General features: G+C 56.2%; 13 protein-coding genes. 6 read left to right on the top strand and 7 right to left on the bottom strand.

From position 1 onward, the window contains the following. Nucleotides 1-88: 88 nt before the first annotated feature. From HNQ92_RS19495 to HNQ92_RS19475, 5 genes are all read right to left on the bottom strand, one after another. Nucleotides 89-556, bottom strand: coding sequence for a nuclear transport factor 2 family protein (locus HNQ92_RS19495; RefSeq protein ID WP_184176368.1), 468 nt, complete (start codon nt 554-556; stop codon nt 89-91). Between the two features lie 127 nt (nt 557-683). Beyond that, on the bottom strand, nt 684-938 hold the full coding sequence (locus HNQ92_RS19490; RefSeq protein WP_184176366.1) for a DUF6364 family protein: 255 nt from the start codon (nt 936-938) through the stop codon (nt 684-686). A 108-nt stretch (nt 939-1,046) separates the two neighbouring features. Further along, a complete protein-coding gene (locus HNQ92_RS19485) occupies nt 1,047-1,403 on the bottom strand; it encodes a helix-turn-helix domain-containing protein (protein WP_184176364.1) in 357 nt (118 codons plus the stop codon). Nucleotides 1,404-1,450: 47 nt separating this feature from the next. Beyond that, nucleotides 1,451-1,705: a type II toxin-antitoxin system HigB family toxin gene (locus HNQ92_RS19480; protein ID WP_425504306.1), complete on the bottom strand. Its 255-nt coding sequence runs from the start codon at nt 1,703-1,705 to the stop codon at nt 1,451-1,453. Between the two features lie 129 nt (nt 1,706-1,834). Beyond that, nucleotides 1,835-2,854, bottom strand: coding sequence for a threonine aldolase family protein (locus HNQ92_RS19475; RefSeq protein WP_184176361.1), 1,020 nt, complete (start codon nt 2,852-2,854; stop codon nt 1,835-1,837). Between the two features lie 203 nt (nt 2,855-3,057). Between HNQ92_RS19475 and HNQ92_RS19470 the strand changes: the two genes are divergently transcribed. Next, complete coding sequence (locus tag HNQ92_RS19470; RefSeq protein ID WP_184176359.1) at nt 3,058-3,546, top strand: (2Fe-2S)-binding protein; 489 nt, start codon at nt 3,058-3,060, stop codon at nt 3,544-3,546. Then, nucleotides 3,524-5,791 carry a xanthine dehydrogenase family protein molybdopterin-binding subunit gene (locus HNQ92_RS19465; protein ID WP_184176357.1) on the top strand — a complete coding sequence of 756 codons (2,268 nt, stop codon included), beginning with the start codon at nt 3,524-3,526 and terminating at the stop codon, nt 5,789-5,791. Before HNQ92_RS19470 ends, HNQ92_RS19465 begins: the two co-directional genes overlap by 23 nt. 644 nt (nt 5,792-6,435) lie before the next feature. On the opposite strand, the gene HNQ92_RS19460 is transcribed toward HNQ92_RS19465, so the two are convergent. After that, entirely contained in the window at nt 6,436-6,945 is a 510-nt protein-coding gene (locus HNQ92_RS19460) for a hypothetical protein (RefSeq protein ID WP_184176355.1), read from the bottom strand. Nucleotides 6,946-7,122: 177 nt separating this feature from the next. Here HNQ92_RS19460 and HNQ92_RS19455 point away from each other — a divergent pair, with 177 nt between their 5' ends. The 4 genes from HNQ92_RS19455 (at nt 7,123) to HNQ92_RS19440 (ending at nt 13,096) form a co-directional block, all read left to right on the top strand. Beyond that, nucleotides 7,123-10,059: a DEAD/DEAH box helicase gene (locus HNQ92_RS19455; protein ID WP_184176353.1), complete on the top strand. Its 2,937-nt coding sequence runs from the start codon at nt 7,123-7,125 to the stop codon at nt 10,057-10,059. 242 nt (nt 10,060-10,301) lie between these two features. Continuing rightward, entirely contained in the window at nt 10,302-10,811 is a 510-nt protein-coding gene (locus HNQ92_RS19450; protein WP_184176351.1) for a DinB family protein, read from the top strand. 152 nt (nt 10,812-10,963) lie between these two features. Further along, nucleotides 10,964-11,962 carry a sugar phosphate isomerase/epimerase family protein gene (locus HNQ92_RS19445; protein WP_184176349.1) on the top strand — a complete coding sequence of 333 codons (999 nt, stop codon included), beginning with the start codon at nt 10,964-10,966 and terminating at the stop codon, nt 11,960-11,962. A 114-nt stretch (nt 11,963-12,076) separates the two neighbouring features. Continuing rightward, nucleotides 12,077-13,096 (top strand): TolB family protein, encoded by a 1,020-nt coding sequence (locus HNQ92_RS19440; protein WP_184176347.1) that lies wholly within the window; start codon nt 12,077-12,079, stop codon nt 13,094-13,096. Nucleotides 13,097-13,179: 83 nt separating this feature from the next. On the opposite strand, the gene HNQ92_RS19435 is transcribed toward HNQ92_RS19440, so the two are convergent. Continuing rightward, on the bottom strand, nt 13,180-13,818 hold the full coding sequence (locus tag HNQ92_RS19435; RefSeq protein WP_184176345.1) for an NAD(P)-dependent oxidoreductase: 639 nt from the start codon (nt 13,816-13,818) through the stop codon (nt 13,180-13,182). Between the last annotated feature and the right edge of the window lie 54 nt (nt 13,819-13,872).

Below are 13,872 nucleotides of genomic sequence, written 5' to 3'. Positions count from 1 at the left end.
TGACTTAACTAAGTGAGATTCATGTCGGCTCGTGTAGGCCTAATTTAGAACACCCTGTGCGGCAAGAAGTTCAAAGAAGAAGCTAGCATTAGTCGGTTTTTGAATTATCGTAGTAGGTGAAGTCGCGGGTGATGAGTCCGTTTTCGATGGTAAAAATGGTGCAAATGGGTAGTTTCCAGGAAGTACCATCCGGCGAGGTACCTGACGACACAAACTCCACCACCACGTGCTGGTCGGCGGAGGGGTACATGGCCACGATGTCATCGCGCACGTCGGGGAACATCCCCGCCAGTTCCTGGTATTTGGCGATGATCTGCGGGCGAGTTTGGGTTACGGCATCCGGCCCCAGCGACGGGTCCTTGAACTCCGCCGACTCGCTGTACAAATTGGCCATGCCCGCCCAGTCGTGGGCGTTAAACCGCTCGTATACTTTTTGGGCCAGGGCCTGGTTTTGTTCTTGGGTACTTCCTTCGGATTTTTTTGTGTCTTCCGCGGGTTGGCAGGCGAACGTGAGCAAGGCCAAAATAAGAGTGGCAAAGGCGGAGCGTATTTTCATATAGGCTTTGAGAAGGAAATGGTTAAAATTTTACCTTACAAATGACCAGCGATCAGGCGTTTTGCGTAGCTGGTAGTACACGTTGCTAATGATTATCGGGGAAAGATAGCCCACTAGTTTTTTCGATTCACAGAGCGCTAAGATTTTTGCCGTGAGCGTCCGCTAATTCTTTTTTATAATCCATATCTTTTGGCGCTTTGAAAGACCCCTTCAGGGATTTTACGATAGGAGTCAGTTCATCTTCCACCGGATCACGCTCTTGAGTAAGTACCTTGAGGTAGTTTTCGATAATATCGGACAAGCTACGCTCTCTCTCCTTAGCGTACTTTTTGGCTTTGTCGATCACGGCCTGCTCGATGGTTAAGGTTAGCTTCGTAGGCATAGCTAGGTACATTAGTGGAATATACATCCCATAAAAGCGAATGTATGGCAATTTTATACGTGGGCAAATGGTTTTATAACAACACGCATAGGTACTTGATTGTGTCTTTTAATAGTCAACGAGAAGAATTTCATAAGGTATCTTTAACTTCTCGTGAAGGGTCCGAATCATCTTGAGTGTTAATTTTCTTTTTCGGCTGAATAGCTCAGAAACCCGACTCTTATAACCAATTACTTCGGCCAAATCGTTATTGTCGAGGTCCATTTGCTCCATTCTGAACTTGATGGCTTCAATGGGGTCAGGCGCTTCGATGGGGAAGTGGTCCTCTTCAAATTTTTCAATCAAGATCGAAAGTACTTCGGCTTCGTCACCTTCGGCTGAATCAGCGGGAGCCTGGAAAATAACCTCAAGTCTTTTAATAGCTTGGTTATAATCCTCTTCCGTTTTTAAGGCTTTTATATTCATAGGGAATTATATTTTTTCTGCATCGATTGCGTCATACTCATTATGCGTTAGCCAATAAAGCGTATAAAAACCCATTGCCTGGGGTAGTTGATTTCCACAATTAGACGGTACTTATTGCCACAAATATTGAAAACAACGCGGCTATTTTTGAGGATACTTGCTTTTGTATAGTCCGCTTTGATATCAGCTGGAGATTTCCAGGTAGCTTTCGTTGCTTCCTTATACCACGTTTTCAGGAACTCCTCCGCGTCGGCATGTTTCACCCAAAATTCGCGTAGTATTTTTTTGGCAATTACTCTCATGGATTGACGCTGACTAGGACAAAGATACAATAAGTTACCAAAATGGTAATGGCTTTATCAAGCAAAAAACAACCCCAGCGGTGCTTAAAGTACCTGCCGGGGCACTCAGAAAAAAGAACCGAAGATGGCCTACACCTTGGCGAGCTGCTTTTGGAGCTCGGTAAGGTGGTCGTCGGTGAAGTCCAGGTGCGTGACGAAGCGAACCAGGTGCTTGCCGAAGGTGACGGCCCGGATGCGGAGCATTTCGAGCTTTCGGACGTAGTCCGCGGCCAGGATGGACTCGGGTAGCTGCATGATGACGATGTTGGTGTCGATGGGGTAGAGGTCCTCCACCTCAGGTTTTGCCCGGAGCATGTTGCCGATGGCGCGGGCCCGGGCGTGGTCGTCGCGGAGGCGGTCTACGTGGTGGTCGAGGGCGTAAATACCCGCGGCGGCCAGAAAGCCCGCCTGCCGCCAGCCGCCGCCCATGACCTTGCGGAAGCGCCGCGCCTTTTGAATAAACGCCCGCGTACCCAGCAGCAACGAACCCACCGGACAACCCAACCCCTTGGACAGGCAAATGCTGATGGAATCGAAGAGTTGGCCGTAGAGGGCGGGCGCTTCGCCGGTTTCGACCAGGGCGTTGAAAAGCCGGGCCCCGTCCAGGTGCAGGGGTAGTTGGTGCTCGTCGCAGACGCGCCGGATGGCCCGGATTTCGGCCAGGTCGTAGTAGCAGCCTCCGCCTTTGTTCATGGTGTTTTCGAGCGAGACGAGCCGCGTTACGGTCGCGTGCGGGTCATCGAGGGGGCTGATGGCGTCGGCCACTTGCCGGGCGTTGAGGCGTCCGCGGTCGCCGTCGAGCAGCTTCACCGACGAGAAGGCGTTCAGCATGATGCCGCCGCCTTCGTAGAGGTAAATGTGCGAGAGCTTGTCGCAGATGACGTCGCTACCGGGCTGCGTATGGACCCGAATGGCGAGTTGGTTGGTCATGGTACCCGAGGCGCAGAAAAGCGCGGCTTCCTTCCCAAAGAGCCGGGCCGCTTTTTCTTCGAGGGCATTGACGGCGGGGTCGTCGCCAAAAACATCGTCGCCCACTTCGGCAGCCCACATGGCGGCTTGCATGGCGGGCGTAGGGCGCGTAACGGTATCAGAGCGGAGGTCGATGAGCATGATGGGGGAATTTAATTCAAAGCGGCGCAAAGGTAGGCAGAAAAGCGCTCGAAAGGGTAAGTGAAGGTACCCGCCGGGGTTGGAATCTTCGCTGAAACCCCTTACCTTCGGGGAGTTATGGCACCGAGGCCGGTACCCGGCAGGGTACTTTGCTGAGCTACTTCAAAGCGAAAATCTATATCAATCAATCTTTTACTTTTTTCATGGCAGCTATTTCCTTAACCATCAACGGCCAGCTACAGCGCCTGGACGTTGACCCCCGGACACCTCTCCTGTGGGTGCTCCGCGACCAGGTGGGTCTGAAAGGGACCAAGTTCGGCTGCGGTATTTCGCAGTGCGGAGCTTGTACGGTACACATCGACGGCAAGCCCGCCCGCTCCTGCTCGTACCCCGTGCAGGCCGCCGCCGACAAGCAGATCACGACCATCGAAGGCATTGGTACCGAAGAAAAACTACACCCTGTGCAGCGCGCCTGGATCGAAGAGCAGGTACCTCAGTGCGGCTACTGCCAGTCGGGGCAGATCATGACGGCCGTGGCTTTACTCAAAGACAAGCCCGCTCCCACCGATGAGGACATCGACCTGGCCATGCGCGGCAATCTATGCCGCTGCGGTACCTACCAGCGCGTTCGGAAAGCAATTCATTCAGCAGCAGCAAACTCAAAAGGCGATGGCATTACACAAGGAAAATAACCCGGAGGGAGGTACTTTGGAATCCCAACCGTTGGATCGGCAAGCGTTGCCCCGGCAACCGTTGGATCGCCAACCGTTGGACCGGCGTCATTTCATGAAGGCGATGGGGCTCACGGGCGTGGGACTGGTACTTGGCTTTTCGGCCCAGGCGGGCGGCCGAGGTACCTCAGTGGTCAACGTAGGGCAGGAAGGCACGGCGGTACTTTCGTTCGAGCTGCACCCGTTTGTGGTCATCGACAACGCCGGGGGCATTACCATCATCAACCACCGCCCCGACATGGGCCAGGCTACCTGGCAGGCGGTACCCATGATGGTGGCCGAAGAACTGGAAGTATCCCTGGATCAGATCCAGATCCGGCAGTCGGACGGGCTGCGGAAGTACGGCGCGCAGCTCTCGGGCGGGAGTAGTACCGTACGCACGGGCTGGACGCGCTTGCGCCAGGCCGGAGCCGCCGCGCGCGAGATGTTTACGCAGGCCGCCGCCGACCGCTGGAAGGTCAGCAAGGCCGACTGCTACGCGCAGGAAGGAAAGATTTTTCATAAGCCTACCGGCAAAAGCTTCACCTACGGAGAGCTCGTAGAAGACGCCGCCCGGCTGGAAGTACCCAAGGACCTACCCCTGAAGGCCAAAAAAGATTTCAAGCTCCTGGGCAAAGCCCTGCCGCGGCCCGAAGTACCCGCCAAGGTGACGGGCCGGGCCGAGTTTGGGATGGACGTGGAGGTGCCCGGGATGCTGTACGCGTCCATTGAGCGTAGCCCCATGATCCACGGCAAGGTACTTTCGTTTGACGACGCCAACGCCAAAAAAGTACCCGGCGTGAAGCAGGTACTTAAGGCCGAGCGACCTTTGCCCTACAAAACCTGCGAAAGTGTAGCCGTACTGGCCGACAACTACTGGGCCGCCACGCAGGGCCGCAAGGCGCTGAAAATTGAGTGGAACAACGCCAACTACGCCACCGACCTCACCACCGACCGCTACTTTGCCCAACTCCGCGAAGCCGCCAAGGTACCTGACGCCCCTGCGTATAGCCAGGCGGGTGATGTAAAGGCCGCCCTGGGTACCGCCGCCAAAAAGCTGGAAGCGCAGTACGAAACGCCCTTCCTGGCCCACGCCCCGATGGAGCCCGAAGTAGCCGTGGCGCACGTCAAAGACGACGGTACCTGCGAGATCTGGGCACCCGTGCAGGGACCCGACGGGGCCATCGAGCAGGTAGCCAAGTACCTGGGAATTGCGCCCGAAAAAGTGAAGGTGAACGTACCTTTCCTGGGCGGAGCCTTTGGCCGGAAGGCGTACCTGGACTTTGTGCTGGAGGCGGTGTACCTGTCGAAGCAGGCCAAAGTACCCGTGAAGGTGATCTGGACCCGCGAGGACGACATCCAGCAGGGGCCCTTCCGCCCCGGTATGCTGAGTGCCATGCGCGGAGGCGTGGATGCGCAGGGTACCATCACGGCCTTCGAGCACACGCTCATCGGGGAGTCGATCATGGGGCAGGTGTACGGTGCCTTTCCGGCGGGCAAGCCCGATCCCTGGGCGGGGGAGGGTATTAGCCACGAGGAGAGTCCCTACGCCTTCGCCAACGCCAAGGTAGGTTTTAAGCGCGTCACCACCGACATCCCGATCGTATGGTGGCGGTCGGTGTACCCGTCTAACAGCAGCTTTGGGCACGAGTCGTTCGTGGATGAGCTGGCCCATGCGGCCGGGAAAGACCCGCTGGACGCGCGGCTTGAGCTGCTCAAAGACGCGCCCCGCTTTCAGAACGTCCTCAAGACCCTGGCCGAAAAGGCCAGCTGGTACCAGCCGCTGCCCGAAGGCATGGGCAAGGGCGTGGCCATCGCCAAGTCGTTTGGGAGCGTGTGCGCCCACGCGGTTTTTGTGAAAAAAGACGGAGTGGGCGTGAAGATCGACCGCGTGGTGACGGTGCTGGACTGCGGCATGTACGTAAACCCCGACAACGTACGCGCCCAGACTGAGGGCAACATCGCGATGGGAATCTCGGCGGCCATCAAGCCCGCTATTACGTTTGCGGGGGGTAAAGCCCAGCAGTCCAACTTCCACCAGTACCAGATCCTGCGCATCGACGAAATGCCGAAGGTAGAAATCCACCTCGTCGAGAACGAAGAAGCGCCGGGCGGGGTAGGGGAGCCGGGCCTGCCGCCGGTAGCCCCGGCGCTTTGCAACGCCATCTTCTCGGCCACCGGTACCCGCATTCGCAAACTACCCTTCGATCTCAAAAAGCTGAGTTAAACGAAGCCAATAGCCGCGCGCGCCAGCAAAGGTACCTTTGCTGGCGCGCGCGGTGTTTTTTGATTGGTATTTATGAAGTACCTGCGCGTCTGTTAGGTACGGAGTCCGTTCATGATGCTAGATTTGCGTTAAACGTATTATAGATGAGGTGCAAGTCTATAATATTTTCCTAAAAAGGGATACTATTGTCCTGTACCCCAACGCGGCGGGAAAGCTTTAAGAGCTTATTAACCCATTCATTCTCATGAGCCGAATCCGTGCCGTAGGCACGACATGTTTATAGCTACAAGGGCCACCAAAACCCGTCCGCGTGCCGTTAGGTACGCAACGTGCGGTGGGTTGCGTACCTAACGGCACGCGGGTTCCCTACCTACGTCTTCTCCTATAAACATTCGACCGCTACGCGGCCACGAAGCTGCGTTATTGATCCGTACCTTCGTTTGTAAACCTTCTGAATCGCAAAGCAAATTCTACAATAGGTACTTTATAAGCGTATTCACCTGGCAATAAAGTACCTTTGACAAAAGAATGAAATCCAGTTTCCGAAGAGTATCGCGGGCAAAAAAGGTACTTGCCAGGTGGCGCTTTTATAAAAGTACCATCCGGCAAGTACCCCTTGCCCCGTACCCCAAGCCCCCTGCCAGCTACTTAAACGCGTAGCCCAGCGACACCCCCAGGAAGAGGGGCAGGAAACCACTGCCGGTAATGATGGGCGTGTAGGTGAGGCGAAACACCACCCCGTTGCGAATGGGCTGGAGGCGCAGCCCGGCGTTGAGGGTACCAAAGGCACTCAGGCCGTCGGCTTTCACGACGTCGCCCGTGGAGAGGTCGGCGGCCGAAGCCTTCACGTAAATGGGCGTGATACCCGCCCCCGCTTCAAAGGCAACGCGGCGCGTACCCACCAGGTAGTTGGCCAGAACCGGCACGGTGACGATACCGACATTGGCGTCGAAGCCGCCCAGGTTACCTCCACCTATCCCCACCCGCATACCGAGGCCGTCTTGCTGGGGCTTGAAGCGAAAATCGTAGTTGACACTAAACAACAGGCCGCTGCCGAGGCCTTCCACGTAAATGGCTTTGTTGCGTCCGCCGTCTTGTGCGTAAGAGCTGATAGTTAATGCTAGGAATGCAAGCGAGAAGAAAAACGATTTCATGGCGATTGGCTGTTAATTTTGATGCTGCAAAATAAACCAACCCAGGCGGCATGAACACGTCTAATACGTATATATTGCCATTTTTTGGGGTTGAAATGGAAGAATCAATTCCCCGACTGGTTTTTGAATTAAAAAGAATTCTACCTTGCCCCATCCGCAGGGTACTTAGCACTACGAATGAACCAACCTAAATTGACTACTTCGGCCGAGGAGAAGGCTCAGGCATTTGATGATTTTATCCGTAAATCGGGCGGAGAGGAGGGGTACTTTGCCCAGTTCCTGGCCCGCCAGTCCGCCCCCGGCGGAGGTACCCAAACCCTGGTGGTGATCGGAAGCCACCGCTACTACAACCTCTTCAGTGCGCAGCTGGTGGAGGCCTTGCTGAGCCAGCGGGGCGAGCCCAAAGCGCCGCTGACGGTCCTGAATCCCGTAGACCGACTCTGGAATACGAAGCAGCCCGACGAGCTGCAATTTTACGGGGCGTTGATCAAGTTTCAGTCGTTCTACGAAAAATCGCCCCTCGACCGCGAGGGATTTCGGGCGCTGGTGCGGAATCCGCTCAAGTACCCTTTTTACTACCACGACAGCGCCGTTTCGGAGCGGCCCAGCCCCCGTTCGCTGACGCCCATCCGTGTGAGCGTGCCGCAGGTTGATTTTAAAATACACGTCAGTCAGCGCGAAGAGAGGTACCTGGTGGAGCCGGAGCTGGCCATCAACCACGCCAAGTACCCCCTGGCGCGGGTCAATCTGCGGTTCGACTACTTTCTGGAGCTCGACGGCCACTGGTACTTCTGCGACGACCTGGCCGTGCTCGACGCCCTGGGGTACTTCAAGCAGCAGGAAGGTACTTTGTCGTTAGCGCAGGAAGCCTTCCTGGATTTTCGGGAAAAGGTACTTGCCAAGCTGGAAGCGCACTTGCCGGTAGCCCATACCTACCTGCGGTCGGCTACGGTGGCCCAGCTCCGGGCGGCGGGTTTCGACCAGGTACCCCAGCGGCTACTCTACCTCACCGACCTGCCCAACTACGTGGCCATCGAGCCGGTGATGAAGTACGGCGACGTGGAAGTACCCATCCGGACGCAGCGGCAGCTCTACGGGCAGGACCGCCGGGGTAGGTTGTTTCGCGTAAAAAGAGACGGCGTGGCCGAAGACGAATTCATTTCGGCGCTGGTCAAAGAGCACCCTGATTTCCTGGAACAGCTCGACAACCCGCTGCCGTACTTTTACCTGCCCAAGGCCTACTTCCTGGACGAAAACTGGTTTCTGGATGCCTTCGAAGCCTGGACCCACCAGCAAATCACCATCCTGGGTTTCAACGAGCTGGAGGGCAACCAGCTAAATCAGCACAAGGCGCGGGTGTCGGTGCAGGTAGCCAGCGGCCTCAATTGGTTCAATGCGCTCATCGACGTGCGGTTTGGGCGAAAAAAAGCGTCGCTCAAGCAGCTCCATAAGTCGGTTCGGAACAAGAGCAAGTTTGTGCAGCTGGACGACGGCACGCTGGGGGTACTTCCGGATGAATGGCTGCGGCGCTTCGAGGCGTACTTCCAGACCGCCGAGGTAGGCGACGATTCCCTGCTAATCCCCAAGATTAGCTATAGTATTTTGTCAGAAATTTATGACAAAGACATGCTGGACGCCGAAGTAAAAGAAGAGCTGCGGCAGTACCAGCAAAAGCTGAGCAACCTGGAGGCCATCGAGCCGGTACAGGTACCTTCAGACCTCCACGCTACGCTGCGTCCCTACCAGCTGCATGGCCTCAGCTGGCTCAACTTCCTGGATGAGTTCAACTTTGGAGGCTGCCTCGCCGACGACATGGGTCTGGGCAAAACCGTCCAGATCATCGCCTTCATCCTGACGCTCCGGCAGAAGGCCCGGCAGCGCCCGCATCTGCTGGTGGTACCTACCTCATTGATTCATAATTGGAAAGCGGAGGTAGAGCGCTTCGCGCCTTCCTTGAAACTACATATCCTGCACGGAGCCAGCCGCGCCAAAAGTACCCAGGCCTTCGACGATTTTGACATAATCCTGACGACCTACGGCACGCTGGTGTCGGACATTGCGAGGCTGCGAAAGTACCTCTTTGGGTACGTTTTTCTGGACGAATCGCAGAACATCAAGAATATTTCTTCGCAGCGCTACAAGGCCGCCCGCTTGCTGCAATCGCGCAACCGCATCGTACTCACCGGTACCCCGCTGGAAAACAATACCTTCGACCTGTACGCCCAGTTTTCATTTGCGTGTCCGGGGTTGTTGGGTACGCGGCAGTACTTCCGCAATACCTTTGCCATCGCCATCGACCGCTTCAAGCAAAAGGAAAGTGCGCTGGCACTGCAACGCCGTATTGCGCCCTTTATCCTGCGAAGAACTAAAAAAGAAGTAGCGCAGGAACTACCCGAAAAAACCGAGGTGGTCCTTTACTGCGACATGGGCGAGGAGCAGCGCCGGGTGTACGATACCTACGAGCGCGAGTTTAGGGACTACCTCTCAGGTATCCAGGAAGAAGAAATTAAGAAAAATACCATGCACGTACTGCGCGGCATCACGCGCTTGCGGCAGATCTGTAACTCGCCGCGCCTGCTGGGCGAAGACCGCCTGATGAGCGAGGCGTCGGTGAAGATCGAGCTCCTGATGCAGCAGCTCCGCAGCATTGCCCCGGACCACAAGGTACTTGTTTTCTCGCAGTTTGTGTCGATGCTGGATCTGATCCGGCCCGAGCTGGATCGCGAAGGCTGGCAGCACGTGAGCCTGACCGGAAGTACCCGCAACCGCGAAGAGGTGGTGCAGGCCTTTCAGCAAGACGACGCCATCCGGGTATTTCTGGTGAGCCTGAAGGCGGGCGGCACCGGCCTGAACCTCACCGCCGCTGACTACGTTTTTCTGGTCGATCCGTGGTGGAATGTGGCCGCCGAAAACCAGGCCATCGACCGCGTGCACCGGATCGGGCAGTCGAAAAATGTCATCGCGGTGCGGCTTATTTGTCCCGATACCGTAGAGGAGAAAATCCAGGAAATGCAGCAAAATAAAGCCCGGCTGGCCAGCGACCTGATCCATGCCGGTGACGATTTTTTTCATTCCCTCACGAAGGCGGATTGGCTCCGGCTGATCAGCCGGTGAAAGAACGCTCGACGGCTCGGCCCGATTTTTAATCGGGTCGCAATCCTCTAGCGTTTCAAACGCACTTTGATTTAACCCCAGGCGGAGAGCACTCCGTTTCAAATTGGAAGCTCCCCGCCTGGAGTGTTAGTCGCTTACAAAAAAAATCAATTTTTCTGAATCCCTACTGACACAGGGCTGTCAGGTACCTGCTTTTTCTTTGTAGTGTTCATTTGATTTTAACCATCAAAAACAAACCAAGCATGGAAACCAAAAGCACGCAAGAAGTAGCCCCGTCAGTAGTCCTTACCTCAAATCTGGTGTTGGAGCACTGGCAGGGACACCGCCGCCTCACCCGCCGGGTCATCGAGCTATTTCCGGAGGAGGAGCTCTTTACTTATTCCGTGGGCGGGATGCGCCCCTTTGCCCAGCTGGCGATGGAGATGATCGCGATGGCCGTACCGGGCGTGAGCGGAGCGCTGACGGGTACCTGGCAGTACTTCGACGAGTCGGACTTCGGCAAGGCGGATCCCAAAACCAAAGAGGAGCTGCTGCAGCTATGGGACAAAACCACCGGCATCATCGACGAGCTCTGGCCGCAGATCCCCGAGGCGCGGTTTCAGGAAGTAGACCTGGCCTTTGGACAGTACGAGATGCCCATCCATGCCGTGATTTATTACTTCATCGACAACGAGATTCACCACCGCGGGCAGGGCTACGTGTACCTGCGTACGCTGGGCATTGAACCTCCCGGTTTTTGGCTGCGCGACTGAGAATCCGCAGGTACTTTCTACCACCGATTTTTAGCACCAGGCGTTGGTGACAAAAAAGAAATTGGAAATACCCCGCTCGTGGCATTAGAATGCGCGGGCGGGGTACTTTATTAGCCAGATACTCCATTTTTTACTTCCAAACGTCTGGCTTCATGAGCAATAAAGAAATTTCACGGCGGCAATTCCTGGGTACTTCGGCACTAGCGGCGACGGGCCTCGCGCTGGCCTCTTCAAGTACCTTTGGCGCGCCCGCTTACATCCAAAACCTGGGCAAGCCCAACTCCCTCTTCAAGGGCGTGCAGGTGGGGGTGATCAGCTATTCGTGGCGGAGCATGCCCAGCAGCGCCGAGCAAGTATTGCAATACTGCATCGATAGCAACATCAGCGCCATCGAGCTCATGGGGCCTTCGGCCGAAGCCTTCGCGGGAGCGCCCGAAGCCCCGGCGCGCCCGGCCTGGACCGGCGGGCAACGCCCGCAGCTGACGCCCGAACAGCAGGCCGAGCAAGCCGAGTACCTGGAAAAACTCGCCGCCTGGCGCACCAAGGTACCTATGGACAAATTTGTGCAGCTACGAAAGATGTACAACCAGGCGGGCGTGAGCATCTACGGCTACAAACCCAGCGCGCTGGGTGCTAAAAACACCGACGCCGAGGTAGACTACGCCTTCCGGGCGGCCAAAGCGCTGGGCGCCAACCAGGCCACCGTAGAGCTACCCACCAGCGACGCCGAAACCAAACGCCTGGGCGACATCGCGGCCCGCAACAAGATCTACGTGGGCTACCACGGCCACCTGCAGCAGACCTTCACGGCCTGGGACGTGGCCCTGGGCCAGTCGAAATACAACGCGCTTAACTTCGACATGGGCCACTACGTGGCGGCGGGTTTTGAGCCCATTCCGCTGCTCGAAGCCAAGCACCAGCACATCGTGAGCATGCACACCAAAGACCGCAAAACCAAGGCCAACGGCGGAGCCAACCTACCCTGGGGCGAAGGCGATACGCCCATCGTGGAGGTACTTCAGCTCATGAGTAAAAACAAGTACAAGTTTCCGGCCACCATCGAGCTGGAATACACCATTCCCGAAGGCTCCGACGCCGTGAAGGAAACCGCCAAATGCTGTGAATACGCCCGCAAAGCTTTAGGCGCGTAGGTACCCAGGCGGGATCTGGTTACGGGTTCCGCCTTTTTTATTACAATCCATTCCAACCATTACGCCCGTAGGCGGCTCTTGAGCAGGTACTTGGGCCTTTAAAACAAGATACCTATGAAAAAATCCATGCTGTTACTAGGTGTAGCTTTGGGGCTACAAGGCTGTTTTCTTGTACCGATCCTTTATACCGATAAGGACGGGCGATTCATGCAGGAGGTAGTTAACCTGGAGGAGTTTAACTCCGAATTCGACGATTATAATTCTAATTTAGCTCAGAACCGGTACGGGGAGCTTAACCTGGTTTTTTCTTCCAAGCGTAACAAGAAAGAGTACCTCAATCTGGTGCACTATGAGGCCAGCCTTCGCTACGACGAGAAAAAGAAAGTGGTCAATGGGCTGCTAAAAGGGTATTTAGGGGGCGGCATCAATGAGCGCTACAATGCCACATCGTGGCTGGCTAGCTATGCCAACGGCGATTTTAACGTGTATGGTCCCAACGTACTTTCCATGAAGCACGATTTCCCCTGGGTGGCCACCGAGCCCGAGGTACTTACGCTCTTCTACGCCGACGACGCGGCGGGCCGGATGCAGATCAAGTACCTGTATTACGACCAAAACAAAGAAACCAAGGGACCTTTCACCTTCGATATGCTCAATTCGACGGGCAACGATGCCTACCCGACGTTTTCCCAGCAGGGGGATAAAATCTACTTCTGCTCCGACCGCGCCGGTACCTTTGACCTCTACGAAGTCACGATTCAGGGCACGCACGGCACCCGGCTCGAAAGCTTCGTGAACCCCAAAAACTACAGCATTAGGAAGATGGACGAGCTTTCGTCGCCCTACCACGACAAGTGCCCCTACCTGTACGGAAACACGCTGGTGTTTGTGTCGGATCGGCCGGGTGGTCAGGGCGGCTTCGATATCTACTACTCTACGCTGGAAGATGGCCGCTGGTCGCCACCCCTCAATGCCGGGAGCCGCATCAATACCGCCGCCAACGAGTACCGGCCCATCCTGCCCGATCTTTCGAACTTTAACTACAACCTCATGCTATTCAGCTCCGACCGCCCCGGCGGCAAAGGCGGCTACGACCTCTACATGACCGGTCTCACCGAGCGCAAGTACTGGTGATGGTCGCATGGGGCAGAGGGCTTGGGGTACTTTCGTAAAACTAAACCGGAAGCTATTGGGGGCTCCCGGTTTAGTTCAATCCACTAGTTACTGGCTATAAAGGGTACTTGGCGGAGGTACTTTTTATCGTCGAGCTGGTCTACCAGAAAGTGGGCCAGATCCGCCGCGCTGATTTTGCCGCCGGGGGCGTCGTCCAGGCTTAGCCGAATGTCCCGGAGCGCGTCGGTTTGCACCAGGTACGGAATGCGCACCAGCGTCCAGTCGAGGGTACTTTGGGTCAGGAGCTGGTAGGCCAGCTGCTTGTCCGCCACGATTTTCGGAAACGCCCACTTCATGAGAGCACTCGAGAGCCGGGTACTGAGGCGCTTCCGGTCCGAAGGCGTATCCAGGTTCAGGCCCACTACGGCCAGGTACCTCCGGATGCCGTAGCACTCCATCGCGTGCAGCAGGTAGCGCGTAGCCTGGCTGGCCACCAGCGGCTCACCCTTGCGCTGGCCCAAGGTACTTATTACGGCCTGGCAGCCTTCCAGCAAGGTACGTAGGGCTTCGGGATCGAGGGCGTCGCCCACCACTACTTCAATGAGGGTACTTTGTACGGAGAATGATTCGGGCCGACGCAACAGCAACCGGACGGCGTAGCCCCGCTCGACCAGGTGGCTCACCAGGTACCTACCGGCTTTGCCCGAGCCGCCCAGCACGGCTATTTTGATGTTGGATTTCATGATGATGACTCATGATAAAATGCGAGAAATGAAGAAAGAGCCCGGGTGCTTTTC

It is taken from the genome of Rhabdobacter roseus (assembly GCF_014202275.1).
Classification (GTDB): Bacteria; Bacteroidota; Bacteroidia; order Cytophagales; family Spirosomataceae; genus Rhabdobacter; species Rhabdobacter roseus.
This window is presented reverse-complemented; position numbering and strand designations above follow the sequence as displayed.